We start from the raw sequence: 18,892 nt of genomic DNA, 5'->3' as shown, positions 1-18,892 counted from the left end.
TCTCCCTTCACACGCGCTCGATGATGGTGGCGATGCCCATGCCGCCGCCTACGCAGAGGGTGGCCAGGCCGTAGCGCAGGTTGCGCCGCTCCAGTTCGTCGAGCAGCGTGCCGAGGATGATGCAGCCGGTGGCGCCGAGCGGGTGGCCCATGGCGATGGCGCCGCCGTTGACGTTGACCTTGCTTTCCGCCACGCCCATGTCCTTCATGAACTTCATCACCACCGAAGCGAACGCCTCGTTGACTTCGAACAGGTCGATGTCTTCCACCTTCAGGCCGGCCTTGGCCAGGGCCTTGCGGGTCGCCGGCGCGGGGCCGGTAAGCATGATGGTGGGGTCGGTGGAGGTCACCGCGGTAGCGACGATCCGCGCCCGCGCCTTCAGGCCCAGTTCGCGGCCCTTGGCCTCGGAGCCGATGAGCATGGCGCTGGCGCCGTCGACGATCCCCGAGCTGTTGCCCGGCGTATGCACGTGCTCGATGCGCTCGACCTGGCTGTACTTGCGCAGCGCGGTGGCGTCGAAGCCCATCTGCCCCATCATCTCGAAACTCGGTTTGAGCGCGGCGAGCCCTTCCAGGGTGGAGTCGGCGCGAATGAACTCATCGTGGTCGAGCAGGACGATGCCATTCTGGTCGGCGACCGGCACCAGCGACTTGCCGAACAGCCCTTCGGCGCGGGCCTTGGCGGCCTTCTGCTGGGAGCGCAGGGCGAAGGCATCGACATCGGCGCGACTGAAGCCTTCCAGGGTGGCGATCAGGTCGGCGCCGATCCCTTGCGGGACGAAGCTGGTGTGCAGGTTGGTTTCCGGATCCAGTGCCCAGGCGCCGCCGTCGGAGCCCATCGGCACGCGTGACATGGACTCGACGCCGCCGACCAGGACCAGGTCCTCGAAACCGGAGCGTACCTTCATCGCCCCCAGGTTCACCGCCTCCAGGCCGGAGGCGCAGAAACGGTTGATCTGCACGCCGGCAACCTGTTCGTCCCAGTCGGCCACCAGCGCCGCGGTCTTGGCGATATCGGCGCCCTGGTCGCCCACCGGCGTCACGCAGCCGAGCACGATATCGTCGACCTGGGCGGTATCCAGGTCGTTGCGCCGCTGGACCGCGCGCAACAGCCCGGCCATCAGGTTCACCGGCTTGACGCTGTGCAGCGCGCCATCCTTCTTGCCCTTGCCGCGGGGAGTACGCACGGCGTCGTAAATGAATGCGTCGGTCATGGCGGTCTCTCTTATCCTGTTCTCGTCCGGCCGAGCGGGCCTCCGCCTACCTTAAACAGGCTCGCCGGCGGGACAATGACCGAACCGCTCAGGCTGATTGACCGCCCAGCTCAGCCTGCAACGCCGGGAAGATAGCACCATGCCATCTTTCGACCGGAAACCCGGACACCGGACGAACGGTCGAGACGCACGCCAGAGCCGTCACCACGCTGTCATATAGAGGGAATATGTCTAGACCGCAGCAGCTTGTATCCAAGTGGTCTAAGCCCGCGCAGGCCGGGGCTTAGACTGATTCATGCAAGCGTTCGAAAGGGAGGTCGACGCCGGGGATGCCGGGCCGACCGAAGAGTACGCCACTGCGTGGCAAGCCGTTCCGCCGGGCCGTAGCGCGGAGCAGGCAGCCACCCGACAACAAGAAAGGCAGACAGGCCATGTTGAACGAGCAGCCAAAAAGATGGCGGCAAGCGAGCCTCATCGTCTTCGCCACCACAGTCATCCTGATCCTTCCCAACCTTAACAGTCTGATCCGTTAGGGCACCTGCTGCCTGCACGCTGCGCACCGCCTCGCGGTCAGCGCAGCGCAGGCAGCCACCAGGTCAGCAGCAGCGGAATGAAGGCGAACGACAGCAGGGTCGAACACAGCACCAGGCTGGCGACCTGATCCGGCGAACGATTGCCGCGCAAGGCGTAGAGATAGTTGAACACCGCCACCGGCATCGACGACTGCACCACCAGCACCCCCTGCGCCAGCGGCGGCAATTGCAACGCCAGCGCCACCGACCAGCCCACCAGCGCCCCCAGCAGAAGACGCAAGCCGCCATAGAAAAAGCCATTGCCCAGTTGCCGCGGGCGGATGCTGGCCAGGGACACGCCGAGGGTGATCAGCATCAGCGGAATGGTCAGCCCGGCCATCAGGTCGACGGTATTCGCCATCCAGCGTGGCAGTTGCAGGTCGAGCCCCATCAACAACAAGGCCAGCAGCACGCTGAGCAGGATCGGATTGCCCAGCAGCGAACGCCAGGAGCGCTCGCCGCTCATCCAGAACACGCCGAGGCTGAAGTTGCCGATCGACATGATCAGGTAGAACGCCACCGCCAGGGTCATCCCCGCCTCGCCGAACGCATACAGGCACACCGGCAGGCCCATGTTGCCGACATTCGGGAAGCTGTAGGCCGGCACCAGCACCTGCCACTCCTGGCGCCCGAGGCGCGCCGCCGCCCAGCCCAGCGCAGCCATGCAGACGCAGATCAGCGCGCTGGCCAGGGCCATCCGGCCGAAACTGTGCAGGTCCACCCGGGTATGCGCCAGGGTGGCGAGGATCAGGCATGGCGAACCGATGTTGAACACGATGCGCGAAACGAACTCGGTCGGATAGGCGTGTCCGAGACGGACCCAGACGTAACCGACACCGGCGCCGAACAGCACGGGCGCCATCACGGCGAACAACTCGGCGAGCACGGGAACCCCTTGGTTAGCCAGCTATGCAATGGCCCGCATGCTACCGCGAGGCCCCCGTTCCGTGCCAATCTCTCGCTCCATGCCATAACCGGCGGATGCACGAGGAACCCGCATGCCTGTCACTCTCCCGCGCCTGGCGTTGCTAGGTGCCCTGCTCTTCCCTGTGGCTGCCGCCTGGGCCGCCGAGCTCCGCCTGGAACTGCCGGGGGGCACGCAGACCTGGAGCAGCGAAGAACTGCTCAGGCATCCGCAGGCCCGCGACCTGGACATCCCGGCCGACGTCGCCTACCGCCGGAACATGCGCTACCGCGCCGTGCCACTGGCGGCGTTGTTGAAAGGCGTGCATCCCGAAGACCATTTGCAGGCCGTGGCCAGCGACGGCTTCGCCGCCGAGTTGCCGGCCGCCCCGCTGCTCGCCGAACAGGGCTCGCAAGCCTGGCTGGCGATAGAGGATCCGCAGCGCCCCTGGCCGCCGCTGGGCGCCGGCAAGCCGTCCGCCGGGCCGTTCTATCTGGTCTGGAGCAAACCCGAGGAAAAACGCATCGGTCCGGAGCAATGGCCCTTCCAGGTCGTCCGCATCCGCTACCAGTCCCCTCTGGCCGAACGCTTCCCGGCCCTGCTGCCGGCCGCCGACGCCAGCGCGGAGGTGCGCGCCGGCTTCGCCGTGTTCCAGAAGAACTGCCTGGCCTGCCACCGTCTCAACGGTGCCGGCGACGCCCAGTTCGGCCCGGACCTGAACCTGCCGTACAACCCCACCGAGTACTTCCAGCCGCAATTCCTCGCCCGCTACATCCGCGACCCGCAGGCGCTGCGGCAATGGCCGCAGGCGAAGATGCCGGCGTTCCCGGAACGGGTGATCGACGACCAGGAGTTGCGCCAGTTGATCGGCTACCTGCGCCACATGGCCGGCCGCAAGGCGGGCGCGGCCGGCTGAAGCGGCGTCAGATGTTGTACGCCGAGGGCGGCGACGGCAGGCGCTCCAGCAAGTCGTGCAGGCCGGCGCTCCACTGGCGGCGGATGGCGCTGAAATAGGCGTCGTCCTCGGTGACCCGGTAGCCCTCCGGCAGGATCAGGCTGTCGCGGTGGTAGACCAGCAGGTCCAGCGGCATGCCCACCGAGAGGTTGCTGCGGATGGTCGAGTCGAACGACACCAGCGCGCAGCGCAGGGCCTGCTCCAGCGGCGTGTCGAAAGTCAGGTTGCGGTCGAGGATCGGCTTGCCGTACTTGCTTTCGCCCAGTTGCAGGAAAGGCGTGTCCGGCGTGGCCTGGATGAAGTTGCCCTGGGGATAGATGCTGTACAGCGCCGGCGGTCCGCCGGCGATCTGCCCGCCGACCAGGAAGGAACAGCTCAGGTCGGTATTGCCGGCCAGATTGCCGCCGTCGCGGGCCAGCACCTCGCGGGTGGTCTCGGCGACCAGCGCCGTGGCGTCGTAGACCGAGGGCACGTTGAGCAGGCTGGCGCCGTCCCGGCGGATGCGCTGCTGCAACAGGTTGATCACCGATTGCGAGGTCGCCAGGTTGCCGGCCGTCTGCACCACCAGCAGGCGCTCGCCAGGCGTGCCGAAGGTGAACAGCTTGCGGAAGGTGGCGATATGGTCGATCCCGGCGTTGGTCCGCGAATCGGAGGCGAACACCAACCCATCGGCCAGGTGCATCGCGACACAGTAGGTCATCTCGAATCTTCCTTATTCCGTCCGTCCCCGCCCCTCAAGCGTAAAGGCAATCGCCGATAACGCCAGGCGCGCAATGGATCGTCACTGTTGCTGCACCTGCAGCAGCGGCGCGCTGACCAGCACCCTCGCATGCATCTGCTCGCAACCGCCGCCACGGCGCAAGCCGCGCACCGGGCAGGCATCCAGGTAGTCGAGGCCGACGGCCAGCTTGAGATGGCGCTCCGGACGGCCGAGCCGGTTGGTCACGTCGAAGCTGTACCAGCCGTCGCCGAGCCAGGCCTCGGCCCAGGCATGGCTGGCCAGGTGCGTATCGTCCTCGGTGTAGAGGTAGCCGGAGACGTAGCGCCCCGGCACGCCCTGGCTGCGGACGCAGGCGAGGAAGGCATGCGCATGGTCCTGGCAGACCCCGGCGCGTGCGCCGAAAGCCTCGATGGCGGTGCTGTCGACGCGGGTCGCCCCCGGCTGGTAGAGGATATGCTCGTGCAGCGCATGCATCAGGTCGAGCAGGCCGCCGCGGTCCTTGCGGCCGCCCATGGCGCGTTCGGCGAAGGCGCGCATCTCGGCATCGGCGCCGGTCAGGCGGGTGCTGCGCAGGAACGGCAACGGCGACTGGCGATCGTGCTCCACCTCGCGCTCCTCGTCGATCTCGACCAGGCCGTGGGCGGCGATCAGGACCGACTCATGCGGTTCGTCCAGGGTCAGGACGTGCAGGATGTTGCCGTACGGATCGCGCAGCGGCCGCGCCGGGCGCGGCAGGTCCAGGCGCCAATCGACCACGTGCTGGCGCTCGCTGTCCTGTGGGGTCAGGCGCAGGTACTGGATGCTGGCGCGCACCCGGTCTTCGTAGCGATAGGTGGTGTCGTGGGTGATCGAGAGTCTCATGCGGCCTCCAGGTAGGAGCTGTGAATGGCGTTGGCCAACTGGCGAACCAGCAGGATGTAGTCGGTGATCCAGGTATGCAGGCCCTGTTCCAGCACCTCGTCGATGCCGGTGTAGCGCACCCGCGCCTCCAGCTCGGCGGCCAGGCGCTGCGCCGGCCGGCCGTTGACGCCGGGCAGGCCGGAAAGGATCTCGCTCAGTTCCTCGATGCAGGACAGCAGCGAACGTGGCACGTCCTCGCGCAACAGCAGCAATTCGGCGATGTTGCGCGCGTTGGGCGAGGCGCGGTACAGCTCGGTGTAGCCCTCGAAGGCGGATAGCGCCCGCAGCAGCGCGCTCCACTGGTAGTAGCCGCGCGCGGTGCCCTCGTCCGCCCCGGCGAGCGCCGCTTCGCCCTGGGTCTGGTAGCGCGCATCGAGCAGGCGCAAGGTATTGTCGGCGCGTTCGATGAAGGTTCCGAGACGGATGAAGCGGAACGCATCGTTGCGCATGCTGGTGGCGAAGGTCGCGCCGCGGAACAGGTGCGAGCGGTCCTTCACCCATTCGCAGAAACGACTGATGCCATAGCGCAGGATGCCCTCGGCGGCGATGCCGCGCATTTCCAGCCAGGTGGCGTTGATGTTCTCCCACATGTCCAGGGTGATCCGCCCGCGTACCGCATGGGCACTGGCGCGCGCTGCGGCCAGGCAGCTGTAGATGCTCGCCGGGTTGTCCGGGTCGAGGGCGAAGAAACTCAGCAGGCGCTCGGCGGCCAGTTCGCCGTGGCGCTCCAGGTAGGCGTCGAGGGTGCCGGTGATCAGCAGCGGCATGGCCAGTTCGTCCAGGCCGCCGCCGTTGCGGTCCTGCGGCAACAGCGACAGCGAGTAGCTGACGTCGAGCATGCGGGCGAGGTTCTCCGCGCGTTCCAGGTAGCGCGACATCCAGTACAGGTCGGAAGCGGTCCGGCTGAGCATGCTTATTCCTCCACCACCCAGGTGTCCTTGGTGCCGCCACCCTGGGACGAATTGACCACCAGCGAGCCTTCGCGCAACGCCACCCGGGTCAGCCCGCCAGGCACCAGGCGAACCCGATCCGGCGCCGACAGGACGAACGGCCGCAGGTCGATATGGCGCGGCGCGACGCCGCTCTCGACGAAGGTCGGACAGGTCGACAGGGACAGCGTCGGTTGCGCGATATAGGCCTCCGGGCGAGCCTTCAGGCGCTCGCGGAACAGCTCGATTTCCTCCCGGCTGGCCGCCGGTCCGACCAGCATGCCGTAGCCGCCGGAACCCTGGGTCTCCTTCACCACCAGCTCCGGCAGGTGCGCCAGGACGTGCGCCAGTTCCTTCGGCTTGCGACATTGCCAGGTCGGCACGTTGTGCAGTAGCGGGTCTTCGCCGAGGTAGAAGCGGATCATGTCCGGCACGTAGGGATAGATCGACTTGTCGTCGGCCACCCCGGTACCGATCGCGTTGGCCAGCACCAGGTTGCCGGCCCGGTAGGCGGCCAGCAGGCCGGGCACGCCGAGCAGCGAATCCGGGTTGAACGCCAGCGGGTCGAGGAAGGCGTCGTCGATCCTTCGGTAGATCACGTCCACCGGTTGCGGTCCGGCCGTCGTGCGCATGTAGACCCGCTCGTCGCGGACGAACAGATCGGCGCCTTCGACCAGTTCCACGCCCATCTCGCGGGCGAGGAAGGCGTGTTCGAAGTAGGCGCTGTTAAAACGTCCCGGCGTCAATACCACCACGCTCGGCGATTCGACGTCACTGGCCCGCTTTAGGGTGTCGAGCAGCAGGTCCGGGTAGTGGTCGATCGGCGCCACGCGCTGGCGGACGAACAGCTCGGGGAACAGGCGCATCATCATCTTGCGGTTTTCCAGCATGTAGGAAACACCGCTGGGCGTGCGCAGGTTGTCCTCCAGCACGTAATAGTTGCCGCTGCCGTCGCGGACCAGGTCGACCCCGGCAATGTGCGCGTAGACGTTGCCCGGCAGGTCCAGTCCCTGCATCGCCAGTTGGTACTGGTCGTTGGCCAGGACCTGCTCGGCAGGAATCACCCCGGCCTTGAGGATGCGCTGTTCGTGGTAGAGGTCGGCGAGGAACAGGTTCAGCGCCTGGACGCGCTGGATGCAGCCGGCCTCGATGTGCGCCCACTCCGCCGCGGGAATGCTGCGCGGGATGGTGTCGAAGGGGATCAGGCGCTCGGTGCCCTGCTCGTCGCCGTACAGGGTGAAGGTGATGCCGGCGCGGTGGAACAGCAGGTCGGCTTCGCGCCGGCGTTGCAGCAGTTGCTCTTCAGGGGTGTCGGCCAGCCAGCGAGCGAATTCCCGATAATGCGAGCGGCATTCGCCGCCAGCATCGTGCATCTCGTCGTAAAACATGCGTGCCATGCCGGACTCCTTGTCGTCACGAACGATGGGGAACTCGCAAAGCCCGTGCCAGCGCGCGGATCACGGCTCGTCGGCGATTCGCAGGGTCGGCGCGGCGGGTTCGCCCCAGTCTGGTGCATCCTGCCCACAGGGAGAGGAAGGGCGCCCCGTTCGACGGCATGCGCGCCCCGCGGCCACGGACCGGCATCGACCTGCCGATCGCGAAGCGACCTGTGGGACCGATAAGTCTAGAACAGACCCGGAAGGGAGACGGCTTATCCCCTCCCTTCCATGCAGACAGCCGTCTCGCTCGAACGAGCGATAAAGCGGACCGGCGGTAGTGCCAGGGGGGCGCCCGCGGCCGGGAAGGTCAATCGATCAGCGACAGCCAATGACGGTAGAAACCCTCGGCCACCCGATTCAGCCCGGCAATCCTGGCAGGCAACCCGGCCAGCATGTCCTCGGCGGATTGCTGGCTGGGCTGGGAGGGATCGAGCAGGTGCGGCCAGCCGGCGATCCAGCGCCGCACCAGTTCCTCGGTCATTTCCGGATGGCCTTGCAGGCCGAGTACGTGACCACCCCAGGAAAACCCCTGGTTCTCGCACCACGGGCTGGACAGCAGGCGCTCGGCGCCCTGCGGCAGGTCGAAGGCATCGCCATGCCACTGGAAGATCGAGAAGCGCTCCGGCAGCCCGGCCAGCCATGGACTGTCGCGGCTTTCCCGCTGCATGGGCTGCCAGCCCATTTCGGTGTAGGGCTGGTGCCGCACCGTCGCGCCCAGGGCGCGGGCCAGCAACTGGCCGCCGAGGCAATGGCCGATCAGCGGGATGCGCCGCTCGATGAAGCGACGCAGCAGCGCCAGTTCGTCGCGCAACCAGGGCAGGTCGTCGTTGACGCTCATCGGCCCACCCATGATCGCCACCGCTCGCGGGCGTTCGGCGTCGAGACCGGCGAGTTCGCCGAGGTCGGCGCGGATCACGCGGAAGTCCAGGCCGCGCTCCGCCAGCACGGCACCCAGATGGCCTGGCGGACAGAACTCGGCATGGGTCAGGATCAGAATATCGCTCATGGCTTACCTCCTTCCCCAGTCTGAAGGAAAGCCTTCGAGGAAGGAAAGCCCGACGCAGGAGCCCCGGCCCGGGATCGCGGCCGGGGTCCCGCCGCCGTCACGGACGCAGCGAAGTGACCTCCTGGGTCACGCCCCACCCGTCCAGCACGCCGCCCAGCGGCACCACGACTTCCTCCAGGTCGTGTTCGAAGGCACCGATGGCGGCATGGGTGGCGTACATCACCTTGCTGACCTGCAGGTTCCAGGAGCCATCGTCGCGAGCGACGACCTGGGCCCTGAGCGACTCGCCGCGAAACTGGCCCGCTGCCTGGCGGGCCTCCCGCTCACTGGGAAAGATGGCGAAGAAGTCGATGGGATGGATGCGCGCGAAGTCGAAGCCGCCTTCTTTCATGCGACGCAGGACATTCACGCTGACATCATCCGAGAAGGGCTTTTCCATGAGACGCACCTCCTGTCGAGACATTCAGAAAATTCACCGATTCCCCATTCAGCTGAAGCCATCGTCGGCGATCATGAGAGTTTTGTGATCAGGCCAGAGGAGGATCGGACGACCATGGCTTCTTTCAGGGTAGCGTCAACCTGCCAGCGCTGCCGAGCTTTCCGCCGCCTGCCCCGGCGGGCGGCGACCGGCGGCAGACAAAGCGCTGTACAAAAGGCCCGGCCGTTGAGCAAGATTCCGCCTGCGCCGGCGACCGTTGGTCCTGCCCGATGGCATTGGCGAAAGCGACTCGTGCAATAATATCAGGTTGATATCAACCACTTCTCTCCCGCTATCCCGTTCGGACGCTTTCATGCTTATCAGCAGCTACAACCAGGTTCTTGTCGCCTTTTCCCTGATTGTGGCCATCCTGGCGTCCTACACCGCTCTCGACATGGCCGGCCGGGTGACCCTGGCGAAAGGCCGCGAGGCGCTCTCCTGGCTGATCGGCGGCGCTTTCGCCATGGGCTTCGGCATCTGGTCGATGCATTTCGTCGGCATGCTCGCCTTCAGCCTGCCGATCCCGCTCGGCTACGACCTGGGCCTGACCCTGCTGTCGCTGCTACTGGCCGTCGGCAGTTCGGCCTTCGCCCTCTGGCTGGTGTGCCAGGCGGAACTCCCCTGGCAACGCCTGGCGCTGGGCGCCCTGCTGATGGGCAGCGGCATCGCCGCCATGCACTACACCGGGATGGCCGCCCTGCTGATGATGCCGGGGATCGTCTACGACCCGCTGTGGCTCGGCCTCTCCATCCTGATCGCGGTGATCGCCTCCGGCGCCGCGCTGTGGATCGCCTTCCGCCTGCGCCATGGCAGCCGGCGCATCGTCCTGGTCCGGGCCGGCGCCGCCCTGGTGATGGGCTGCGCCATCGTCGGCATGCACTACACCGGGATGGCCGCCGCGCAGTTCCCCCTGGGCAGCTTCTGCGGTGCCGCCGGCCGAGGCATCGACAACGGCTGGCTGGCGGTGCTGGTCATCGTGATCACCCTGGCGGTGATCGCCATCGCCCTGATCGTCTCGGTGCTGGACTCGCGCCTGGAGGCGCGTACCTCGGTGCTCGCCACCTCCCTCGCACGAGCCAACCGCGAGCTGATCCAGTTGGCCCTGCACGACAACCTGACCAAGCTGCCCAACCGCATGCTCCTCGACGACCGCCTGGAGCAGGCGATCCAGCAGGCGATCCGCGACGATCGCCGGTTCGCCGTGCTGTTCATGGACCTGGACGGCTTCAAGGCGGTCAACGATGCCTACGGCCATCACCTCGGCGACCTGTTGCTGATCGAAGTCGCCGAGCGTATCCGCGCCAACGTCCGCGCCCAGGACACCATCGCCCGCCTCGGCGGCGACGAGTTCGTCCTGCTGATCGAGGCCCGCGAGCCCGCCGACGCCGCGACCCTGGCCGAGAAGCTGGTGAAGCGGATCAGCCAGCCGTACCAGATATCCCGCCACGAGGTGCGGATCTCGGCGAGCATCGGCATCGCGCTCTACCCCGGCGACGGGCAGACCCGCCACGAACTGATGATCAATGCCGACGCGGCGATGTATCACGCCAAGGACCAGGGACGGAACGGCTACTGCTTCTTCGAGAGTTCGATGAACGCCAACGCCCAGGAACAGTTGCAACTGCTCCATGACCTGCGCCAGGCCCTGGAGCGCCGGCAGTTGGTCTTGCACTACCAACCCAAGGTACTGGCGCCGAACGGACCGATGGTCGGCGTGGAAGCGCTGCTGCGCTGGGAGCATCCGCAACACGGACTGATCCCCCCCGACCAGTTCCTGCCGCTGGCGGAAAAAACCGGCCTGATCGTGCAGATCGGCGAGTGGGTGCTCGACGAAGCCTGCCGGCAGATGCGCCTCTGGCTGGACGGCGGGCATGCGGAGTGGAACATCGCGGTGAACCTTTCGGCCCTGCAGTTCGCCCATGCCGGCCTGGTCGACTCGGTGCGCAACGCACTCCTGCGCCACAGGCTGGAGCCCAGCCACCTGATCCTCGAGGTGACCGAATCGACCGCCATGCGCGATGCCGATGCCAGCCTGGTGATCCTCGAGCAGTTGTCGGCGATGGGCGTCGGCATCTCCATCGACGACTTCGGCACCGGCTACTCCAGCCTGCTCTATCTCAAGCGCCTGCCGGCGAGCGAACTGAAGATCGACCGTGGCTTCATCAACGAGCTGGCCCACGACAGCGACGACGCCGCGATCGTCTCGGCGATCGTCGCCCTCGGCCGCACGCTGAACCTGAAGATCGTCGCCGAGGGCGTGGAAACCGAGGCCCAGCAGGAGTTCCTGACCCGCCTCGGCTGCAATTCGCTGCAAGGCTTCCTGCTCGGCAGGCCGATGCCGGCCGAGCAGTTGCTCGCCAGCGTCGCCTGAGCGCCGCCAGCGGCGCGCCACGGGACCTGTCAGAACCGGCAGATTCGCCCATCGCCGTCTCGTTGACTTCCGCCCGCGCTGCGAACACCTTATGTCGCGCCCGCCGGGCGGCATGCCGCGACATGTCACGCCGCCACGACGAGCGTCTATCCAATAACGAGAAAACATGCATGAACAGGCTGTGTGTACTGGGGCTTCTCATCGGGCTGAGCGGGAGCCCGGCACTGGCGGCTGGCCAGGGCGAATCCGGCAATCCACCGGCTACCGACAAGGAGCGTTTCATCGCCAGCCTGATGGCTCGCATGAGCAACGCGGAAAAGATCGGCCAGCTACGCCTGGTCAGCGTCGGCGCCGACCATCCCAAGGAAGCGCTGATGGCGGACATCCGCGCCGGCAAGGTCGGCGCCATCTTCAATACCGTGACCCGCCCGGACATTCGCGCCATGCAGGACCAGGTCCGCCATAGCCGCCTGAAGATCCCGCTGTTCCATGCCTACGACGTGGCCCACGGGCACCGCACCATCTTCCCCATCAGCCTCGGCCTCGCCGCCAGCTGGGACCCCGAGGTGGTCGCCCGCAGCGCGCGGATCTCCGCCCTCGAAGCCAGCGCTGACGGGCTCGACATGAGCTTCTCGCCGATGGTCGACATCACCCGCGACGCGCGCTGGGGGCGGGTCTCGGAAGGCTTCGGCGAAGATACCTACCTGACCTCGCTGCTGTCCGGCGTGATGGTCCGTGCCTACCAGGGCTCCAACCTGGCCGCCCCGGACAGCATCATGGCGGCGGTCAAGCACTTCGCCCTGTACGGCGCGGCCGAAGGCGGCCGCGACTACAACACCGTGGACATGAGCCTGCCGCGCATGTTCCAGGACTACCTGCCGCCCTACAAGGCCGCGGTGGACGCCGGCGCCGGCGCGGTGATGGTCTCGCTGAACACCATCAACGGCGTGCCCGCCACCGCCAACCGCTGGCTGCTGACCGACCTGTTGCGCCAGCAGTGGGGCTTCAAGGGGCTGACCATCAGTGACCACGGCGCGGTGAAGGAACTGATCAAGCACGGCCTCGCCGGCAACGAGCGGGACGCCACGCGCCTGGCGATCCAGGCCGGTGTCGACATGAACATGAACGACGATCTCTACTCGACCTGGCTACCGAAGCTGCTGGCGGCCGGCGAGATCGACCAGGCCGACATCGATCGCGCCTGCCGCGACGTGCTGGCGGCGAAGTACGACCTCGGCCTGTTCGCCGATCCCTACCGGCGCCTGGGCAAGCCGGACGACCCGCCGTTCGACACCAACGCCGAGAGCCGCCTGCACCGCCAGGCCGCCCGCGAGGTGGCTCGCGAAGGACTGGTCCTGCTGAAGAACCGCGACGGTCTGCTGCCGCTGAAGAAACAGGGGCGGATCGCCGTGATCGGCCCCCTGGCCAAGAGCCAGCGCGACGTCATCGGCAGTTGGTCGGCAGCCGGCGTGCCACGCCAGGCGGTAACCGTCTACCAGGGCCTGGCCAATGCCGTCGGCGAGCGTGCCACCCTGCTCTACGCCAAGGGTGCCAACGTCAGTGGCGACCAGGCGATCCTCGACTACCTGAACAGCTACAACCCGGAAGTCGAGGTCGATCCGCGCTCCGCCGAGGCGATGCTCGAGGAGGCCTTGCGCACCGCGCGCGACGCCGACCTGGTGGTCGCCGTGGTCGGCGAATCGCAGGGCATGGCCCACGAGGCCTCCAGTCGCACCGACCTGCGCATCCCGGCCAGCCAGCGGCGGCTGCTGAAGGCACTGAAGGCCACCGGCAAGCCGCTGGTGCTGGTGCTGATGAACGGCCGACCGCTGTCGCTGGGCTGGGAGCAGGAAAACGCCGATGCGATCCTGGAAACCTGGTTCAGTGGCACCGAAGGCGGCAATGCCATCGCCGACGTGCTGTTCGGCGAGCACAACCCCAGCGGCAAGCTGACCATGTCCTTCCCGCGCTCGGTGGGCCAGGTACCGGTCTACTACAACCACCTGAACACCGGCCGGCCGATGGACCACGACAACCCCGGCAAATACACCTCGCGCTATTTCGACGAAGCCAACGGCCCGCTCTACCCGTTCGGCTACGGCCTCAGCTACACCGAGTTCAGTCTCTCGCCCCTGCGCCTGTCCAGCGAACGGCTGGCCCGCGGCGCTACCCTGGAAGCGCGGGTCACGCTCAGCAACAGCGGCAAGCGCGCCGGCGCCACGGTGGTCCAGCTTTATCTGCAGGACCCGGTCGCCAGCCTCAGCCGTCCGGTGAAGGAACTGCGCGGGTTCCGCAAGGTGATGCTGGAGCCCGGCGAATCGCGGGAGATCGTCTTCCGCCTCGGCGAGGCAGACCTGAAGTTCTACGACAGTCAGCTCAGGCACACGGCCGAGCCGGGCGAGTTCAAGGTCTTCGTCGGCCTGGATTCGGCGCAAACCGAAAGCCGCAGCTTCACCCTGCTCTGAAGGCGCCGACCGCACCGCCAGCGTCGCCGACGCGGGCGAACGGCAGCGTCTCAGCCCTCGGCCCGGAGCCAACGCCCGGGCCGGGGGCGGCGCCTGGTTCCCTCAACCGGCGTCCCCTTCCTCCTCGCCGCTCCGCGCCACGCTCTCCGTCAATGCGGCCTGCAACGCCGCCAACTGGCTGTCGAGCGAAGCGTCGATGATCCCGATCTCGGTTTCCAGGATGCAACCGCCCTGGTCCAACCGGGCATCGCCGACCACTTCCAGGTAGCCCACCTCGGGGAAATCCTTGAGCACCCGGGCGACCTGCTCGCGCACCGCGGCCAGTTGTTCCGGCTGGACGTGCAGGATCACCTGCTTCTGGTTGCTCACCAATGCCAGTGCCTCGCGCGTGGCCGCCAGGGTCAGCTCGACAGCGTCGTAGTGGCGCAACACCTTGCGCACCGCCTGCAGCACCACCTCGCCAAGCTGGCGATCGACCTGCCGGTAGTAGCGATTGCAGCGCAGTAGCGTTTCCTGGATCAGCCCGGCCTGGCGCAGACGCGCCTCCTCCAGTCCGGCCTCCCAGCCCAGGCGCTTCTGCTCCTGGTAAACCTCGTGGGCCTCGCGCTCGATTTCGGCGGCACGCTCGCGGGCCGCTTCCACCAGGCGGTTGGCGCTGAGGTAGTCCTGGTAGTCGCGGGCGCGCAACAGGGCCTGCCCGGGGGCCAGCCGTACGCGACTGGCGTCTAGTTCAACAAATGGAAGCATTCATCGCTCGCTTGTCGGGCGACCTTCAGGCACAGGGTCCGCGCCAGGGATCGCCGTTGTTCGTCGAAGGTCCAGTCCGCCGGGGCCGGCATGGCCTCCAGGCGCAGGCGCAGACGCCGCGAGAAACCGCAGTCGGCATCGCTACAGGCGGCCAGCCAGAAAGCCAGGCCGCAGCGCCGGAAATAGCCTTCTTCCGGGTTTTCCGGCAAGGCCCGCTGCCAGCCGGGCGGCCAGCGACCGATGAGCAGGTCGAGCTGTTCCAGGCAGAAACGCTGGCCCTGTTCGCCGATCTGCGCGCGGATGCGCCGAACCCGCGCACCGTCCAGCACCTGCCGCAAGGCCTGGCCGTGCAGCAGCGCGCCGAGCCAGCCCAGGGTCCGTTCCAGCGCCGCCTGCGGGTAAAGGGCCAGCCCGCCCAGTTGCGCGGGCATGCGGAACGCGCAGTCCAATTCCAGTTGCTCCAGCAGCCAGGCGTTGAGAACGCTCTGTCGCCTCCAGTCCGGCAGCGCCGGCAGCAACCGCAGCAATACCGCGGGCAGGTGCGACTCGTGAATGTAGCGGGCCGGGCAGAAGCGCAACTGGTAGGCCGTCAATGGCATCGCGCCGCTCAGCCCCGTTGCCGGTGCCAGAAGAACTGCGCCAGGTTGCTCGCCAGCAGCAACGCCAGCAGCAGGCCGAACAGACCGAGCAGGCGTCCGCGCGAGTGCTCCGCCACCTGGATCGAGAAGACACTCTCGAAGCGTGGCGCCAGCGGGACCTGGCGGACCCCGGCCGACGGCACCAGGACCACGCTGATGCGGTCGTAGCTGAGTCCTTCGATGCCGTTGTTCACCAGTTGCTTGATCTGCGGCACGTAGGCATCCAGTTGCACGTCGGCGGCGTGCTTGATGAACACCGAGGCCGATGCCGGCGAGGACTTCCTGCCCAGTCCGTCGCGCTCCTCTGGCAGCACCACATGGACCCGAGCCACCAGCACGCCATCGATCTCGGAAAGGGTATGGGAAATCTCCTGGGCCTTGGCGTAGTTGAGCCGCGCGCGCTCTTCGATGGGCGAGGAAATCAGCCCGTCCTTGGGAAACACATCCTTCAGCGTGGAGAAGTTCTCCCGCGGATAGCCCTTGCGCTTGAGCACCTCCACCGCCTCGGCGATATCCGATTCCTCCACCAGCAGGCGCACGGTGCCATCCTTGTCCGCCTGCTTGTCCGCGGAAACGCCCTCCGAACGCAACAGCGCCAGCATCTCGTTACCTTCCTTCTGGCTGATCCCGGTATAGAGTTCGACCTTGCACCCGCCCAACGCCAGGACCAGCGCCAGGAGCGCCATGCGCGACAGATCTTTCACCGTTCGCCTCATTGGGTCTTCATCAGGGTTTCGACGTTCTGGCTCATGCGCCCGACGGTCTTGGCGATCAGCTCTTCCTGCATGGTGATGCGCATCAGCGACCACTGCATCTGCATCAGGCTGTTGGGATCGTCGCCGGGCGTCGACAGCTCCACCTGCAACTCCTGCTTGGCCTGGCTGAAACGCTCCCTGATCTGCCCCAGTTCGCTGAGCAGGTCGCCGCCCAGGCTGCCGGCACCGCCCATCGCCCGTTCGAACTCGGCGACGTGGGCCGCGCCGGCCGGGCCGCCGGAGAGTTCTTCGAGACTGGTGATCTGCGCCTGGGCGCCCATCCGAGAGATATCCATCATGACTCCAGGTCGAGTTTGTGGCTGTTGCGCACGAGGTTGTCGAGCATGCCGTTGAGCGGGATCAGCACCTGCAATTCGCGACGCGCCAGTTGCGCCAGGTATTCGCCGCCCGGCGCATGCTCGACTGCACCGAGCAACTGGAGGAGAAAGGTTTGCTGCTGGCGCCCCAGCGGCAGTTCCGCACGGAGCATCGCCTTCAGCTCCAGGCGGTCCGCCTCCAACCCTTGCAGCGGCTGGGCAAAGCGCTGCAGCAGGCGCTCGCCGAGAGCGCCGTTCTCCAACCCGGCCAGGCGGCGTCCGGCCGCCGGCGGCTCGCCGCCGAGGGCCTGCTCGAAAGCCAGCACCTGATCGACAGCCGGCAGGTTCGCCGCCTTTGGACTGGCCGACGGATAGACGGCGAATCCCGGCGGCGTGTCGATGCGGCTCATGTCCGCACCTGGGCGCGCATGCCGGCGGCGAAGTCGGCCAGGGCAGGATCGCTGCTGCCGCCCAGCCCGGCCAGCCTGCGGTCCAGCGCGGCGCCCAGCCCCAGGTGCCACTCGCACAAGGCGAACCAGGGCTCCAGCGCCGGCCAGGGATTGCCATGGGCGAAGGCCAGGGCTTCCTGATAGCGCCCCTGGTTGGCCAGGCTGGAAATCCGGATCAGCCGCGCCGCTTCGTCCTGTCCGAGGCGCTCCAGCCACTCGGCGATGCACAGCGCCTCTTCGTGGCAGTGCTGCCCGCTGCCGGCCAGCGCCAGTTCCGCCAATTGGCGTATCAGTGAAGTGTCCATGTTCAGATCTTCTGCAGGATGCCTTGCATCAGGTCGCGCAGCGCACGGGTCACCGTCGAGTTGATGTTGTAGATGACCGACCACTTGTTGATCTTGTGTTGCAGCTCGGCCAGCAGCGCCGGGTTGTCGGCATTGTCGGTCCCCTGCAAGGCCTTGATCGCGTCGTTGACGTCCTTGTTCGCTGCGTTGGCCTGCTCCTTCAGGGCATTGGCCACGGTATCGAGGGTATTCCCCGGGTTGGGGTTGAATATCTGCGCCATGCTTAGTCCTCTGTGAGCTGCGAAAGAATGCCGAGACCGCCTTCGAGGGCCCGGGCCTGCTGTTGCAGGAACTGGAAGCGCTCCGGGCCGGCGCCTCTGGCCAGTTCCCGGCGACACTCCGCCAGCGCCGCCTGCAGACGCTGCCGGAGCGCTGCGGCATGCGTGCCGTCAGCGACCGACAGTCGCGTTTCCAAGGCTGTCATCATGGAGCACCTCCCCTTTGAGATTGATGATGAAACGCTGCTTGCCGCGGGCCACCAGGATCGACTCCGGCTCGATGGCGAGGATTCGCACACCGCGGGATGTCGAGGCGCCCACCGGGTATTTCTGGCCGTCGCCGAGCACTACATAGGGCACCCGCCCCAGCGACACCGAGCGAATCGTGAACTCCAGTTCGTCGCCGCTGGCGCGCTTGCCGCGACTGAGCAGCTCCAGGCTCGGGCGGTTGCCGAATTCCTGCTGGAACTCGCGCTGCAGGCGGTAGAAGGCGCTGAGCTGGACCTCGTCGAGCGTGCCGCTCAACTCGATGCGCTCGCCGCGCTCGCGGAAACTCAGTTGCCGGTCGAGGCCGGCGTCCGCCAGCAGGCGCTCGAGGCGGCGCAGGTGCGAGCCGGCCACCCGGACCTGGTTTTCCACCCCGAGCAGGCCCGGCACCTCGGACTCCAGCAATGCGTCGATCCGCGCCCAGCGTTCGTCCTGTTCCGCCAGTTCGCCGTTGAGCCGGACCCAGCCAGGCTTGTCCGCGTTGCTGCTGAGGATCTGCCGATAGCCGAATTTCTGCAGGATGAAATCCACGCCCTGGCGAATGTCTTCCATGCTCCGTGCTTCCAGTCGGTAGTCCACGCCGCTGCCATCGAGGTAGCGCTGTAGCGCCAGGCGCCGGGCGTTGTCCTCCAGGTAGCCGCCGAGCAGGAGACTGTCGCCCTGGCGCTGCACATCCACCTCGCTCATGCCCTGCTCGCGCAGGTAGGCGCGCACCTTCGCCTGGGGCTCCTCGCCGGCCATGCCGTGCTGGCGGGCCGACCAGGGTTCGACGAGCATGCCCAGCAGACACAGCGCCAGCGCCAGGCTGACGCCGAGCAGCCAGGCCCCGCCGGCACGGGCGGACGACTTGCGGCGCACTGGCGCGGTCTGCACCTCGGCTTCGGGGAAACGCTCGGGAAAACTCCGCTGCGGGTCGCAGAATGCCCAGCGCAGCGGGCCGCAGGTCTGCCCGGCAAGCGCCTGCAGGATCGCTCCGGCGACTTGCGCCTGGCCGTCCTGGCGAGGCTCGCAGCCCTCCGCCCACTCCAGCAGGCGCACGCCCTGGGCATCGACCTCGAGCACCAGGTGGACTGCCGCGATGCCCTCGTCGAGCAACACCAGGTCGGCCTGCAACGGATCGCTGCCAAGCGCCACCCGGCCCTCTCCGAGCGAGACTTCGGCGCCCTGGTTCAGCCCGCTGTAGAAGCGGATCTTCCAGGCCATG

General features: G+C 67.2%; 20 protein-coding genes. 3 read left to right on the top strand and 17 right to left on the bottom strand.

Going from position 1 to position 18,892, the window contains the following annotated elements; all coding sequences use genetic code 11:
• Window positions 1-7: 7 nt before the first annotated feature.
• A complete protein-coding gene (locus tag HMPREF1224_RS39400; RefSeq protein WP_003087747.1) occupies window positions 8-1,213 on the bottom strand; it encodes an acetyl-CoA C-acetyltransferase in 1,206 nt (401 codons plus the stop codon).
• Between the two features lie 570 nt (window positions 1,214-1,783).
• On the bottom strand, window positions 1,784-2,671 hold the full coding sequence (locus tag HMPREF1224_RS39395) for an AEC family transporter (RefSeq protein ID WP_003087746.1): 888 nt from the start codon (window positions 2,669-2,671) through the stop codon (window positions 1,784-1,786).
• Window positions 2,672-2,783: 112 nt separating this feature from the next.
• Here HMPREF1224_RS39395 and HMPREF1224_RS39390 point away from each other — a divergent pair, with 112 nt between their 5' ends.
• The gene (locus HMPREF1224_RS39390; protein WP_003100707.1) at window positions 2,784-3,605 is read left to right on the top strand and encodes a cytochrome c; all 822 of its coding nucleotides are present in this window, start codon (window positions 2,784-2,786) and stop codon (window positions 3,603-3,605) included.
• Between the two features lie 7 nt (window positions 3,606-3,612).
• Here HMPREF1224_RS39390 and HMPREF1224_RS39385 read toward each other — a convergent pair whose 3' ends face one another.
• From HMPREF1224_RS39385 to HMPREF1224_RS39360, 6 genes are all read right to left on the bottom strand, one after another.
• A complete protein-coding gene (locus tag HMPREF1224_RS39385) occupies window positions 3,613-4,344 on the bottom strand; it encodes a proteasome-type protease (RefSeq protein WP_003120324.1) in 732 nt (243 codons plus the stop codon).
• An 81-nt stretch (window positions 4,345-4,425) separates the two neighbouring features.
• The gene (locus HMPREF1224_RS39380) at window positions 4,426-5,226 is read right to left on the bottom strand and encodes a transglutaminase family protein (RefSeq protein WP_003100717.1); all 801 of its coding nucleotides are present in this window, start codon (window positions 5,224-5,226) and stop codon (window positions 4,426-4,428) included.
• Window positions 5,223-6,176: an alpha-E domain-containing protein gene (locus HMPREF1224_RS39375; protein WP_003087742.1), complete on the bottom strand. Its 954-nt coding sequence runs from the start codon at window positions 6,174-6,176 to the stop codon at window positions 5,223-5,225. Before HMPREF1224_RS39375 ends, HMPREF1224_RS39380 begins: the two co-directional genes overlap by 4 nt.
• Before the next feature lie 2 nt (window positions 6,177-6,178).
• Window positions 6,179-7,591: a circularly permuted type 2 ATP-grasp protein gene (locus tag HMPREF1224_RS39370; RefSeq protein ID WP_003087741.1), complete on the bottom strand. Its 1,413-nt coding sequence runs from the start codon at window positions 7,589-7,591 to the stop codon at window positions 6,179-6,181.
• 349 nt (window positions 7,592-7,940) lie between these two features.
• Complete coding sequence (locus tag HMPREF1224_RS39365) at window positions 7,941-8,639, bottom strand: type 1 glutamine amidotransferase (RefSeq protein WP_003117716.1); 699 nt, start codon at window positions 8,637-8,639, stop codon at window positions 7,941-7,943.
• Window positions 8,640-8,736: 97 nt separating this feature from the next.
• The gene (locus tag HMPREF1224_RS39360) at window positions 8,737-9,078 is read right to left on the bottom strand and encodes a ribonuclease E inhibitor RraB (RefSeq protein WP_003087738.1); all 342 of its coding nucleotides are present in this window, start codon (window positions 9,076-9,078) and stop codon (window positions 8,737-8,739) included.
• Between the two features lie 352 nt (window positions 9,079-9,430).
• Here HMPREF1224_RS39360 and HMPREF1224_RS39355 point away from each other — a divergent pair, with 352 nt between their 5' ends.
• Both HMPREF1224_RS39355 and bglX read left to right on the top strand, forming a co-directional pair.
• A complete protein-coding gene (locus HMPREF1224_RS39355) occupies window positions 9,431-11,488 on the top strand; it encodes a putative bifunctional diguanylate cyclase/phosphodiesterase (protein WP_010794031.1) in 2,058 nt (685 codons plus the stop codon).
• A 170-nt stretch (window positions 11,489-11,658) separates the two neighbouring features.
• The gene (bglX, locus tag HMPREF1224_RS39350; RefSeq protein ID WP_003113557.1) at window positions 11,659-13,953 is read left to right on the top strand and encodes a beta-glucosidase BglX; all 2,295 of its coding nucleotides are present in this window, start codon (window positions 11,659-11,661) and stop codon (window positions 13,951-13,953) included.
• Window positions 13,954-14,055: 102 nt separating this feature from the next.
• On the opposite strand, the gene pscL is transcribed toward bglX, so the two are convergent.
• From pscL to pscD, 9 genes are read right to left on the bottom strand one after another with little or no spacing between them, the layout of a single operon-like run.
• The gene (gene pscL / locus HMPREF1224_RS39345; RefSeq protein WP_003120328.1) at window positions 14,056-14,700 is read right to left on the bottom strand and encodes a SctL family type III secretion system stator protein PscL; all 645 of its coding nucleotides are present in this window, start codon (window positions 14,698-14,700) and stop codon (window positions 14,056-14,058) included.
• Entirely contained in the window at window positions 14,679-15,299 is a 621-nt protein-coding gene (gene pscK / locus HMPREF1224_RS39340; RefSeq protein ID WP_003100720.1) for a SctK family type III secretion system sorting platform protein PscK, read from the bottom strand. Before pscK ends, pscL begins: the two co-directional genes overlap by 22 nt.
• 8 nt (window positions 15,300-15,307) lie before the next feature.
• On the bottom strand, window positions 15,308-16,054 hold the full coding sequence (pscJ, locus tag HMPREF1224_RS39335; RefSeq protein WP_004342903.1) for a SctJ family type III secretion inner membrane ring lipoprotein Psc: 747 nt from the start codon (window positions 16,052-16,054) through the stop codon (window positions 15,308-15,310).
• On the bottom strand, window positions 16,051-16,389 hold the full coding sequence (gene pscI / locus HMPREF1224_RS39330; protein ID WP_003120330.1) for a SctI family type III secretion system inner rod subunit PscI: 339 nt from the start codon (window positions 16,387-16,389) through the stop codon (window positions 16,051-16,053). Before pscI ends, pscJ begins: the two co-directional genes overlap by 4 nt.
• Window positions 16,389-16,820, bottom strand: coding sequence for a YopR family T3SS polymerization control protein PscH (pscH, locus tag HMPREF1224_RS39325; protein WP_003100725.1), 432 nt, complete (start codon window positions 16,818-16,820; stop codon window positions 16,389-16,391). Before pscH ends, pscI begins: the two co-directional genes overlap by 1 nt.
• On the bottom strand, window positions 16,817-17,164 hold the full coding sequence (gene pscG / locus HMPREF1224_RS39320) for a YscG family type III secretion system chaperone PscG (protein ID WP_004342902.1): 348 nt from the start codon (window positions 17,162-17,164) through the stop codon (window positions 16,817-16,819). The genes pscH and pscG overlap by 4 nt, the downstream gene beginning before the upstream one ends.
• A gap of 2 nt (window positions 17,165-17,166) precedes the next feature.
• A complete protein-coding gene (pscF, locus tag HMPREF1224_RS39315) occupies window positions 17,167-17,424 on the bottom strand; it encodes a type III secretion system needle filament protein PscF (RefSeq protein WP_003087729.1) in 258 nt (85 codons plus the stop codon).
• A gap of 2 nt (window positions 17,425-17,426) precedes the next feature.
• Window positions 17,427-17,630 carry a YscE family type III secretion system co-chaperone PscE gene (gene pscE, locus HMPREF1224_RS39310; RefSeq protein ID WP_003100751.1) on the bottom strand — a complete coding sequence of 68 codons (204 nt, stop codon included), beginning with the start codon at window positions 17,628-17,630 and terminating at the stop codon, window positions 17,427-17,429.
• Window positions 17,593-18,891, bottom strand: coding sequence for a SctD family type III secretion system inner membrane ring subunit PscD (pscD, locus tag HMPREF1224_RS39305; protein ID WP_003120331.1), 1,299 nt, complete (start codon window positions 18,889-18,891; stop codon window positions 17,593-17,595). Before pscD ends, pscE begins: the two co-directional genes overlap by 38 nt.
• Window position 18,892 lies beyond the last annotated feature (1 nt).

It is taken from the genome of Pseudomonas sp. P179 (genome assembly GCF_000478485.2).
Classification (GTDB): domain Bacteria; phylum Pseudomonadota; class Gammaproteobacteria; order Pseudomonadales; family Pseudomonadaceae; genus Pseudomonas; species Pseudomonas aeruginosa.
Note: the sequence above shows the minus strand (reverse complement) of the source record. Positions and strands in the feature narration are given on the sequence as shown.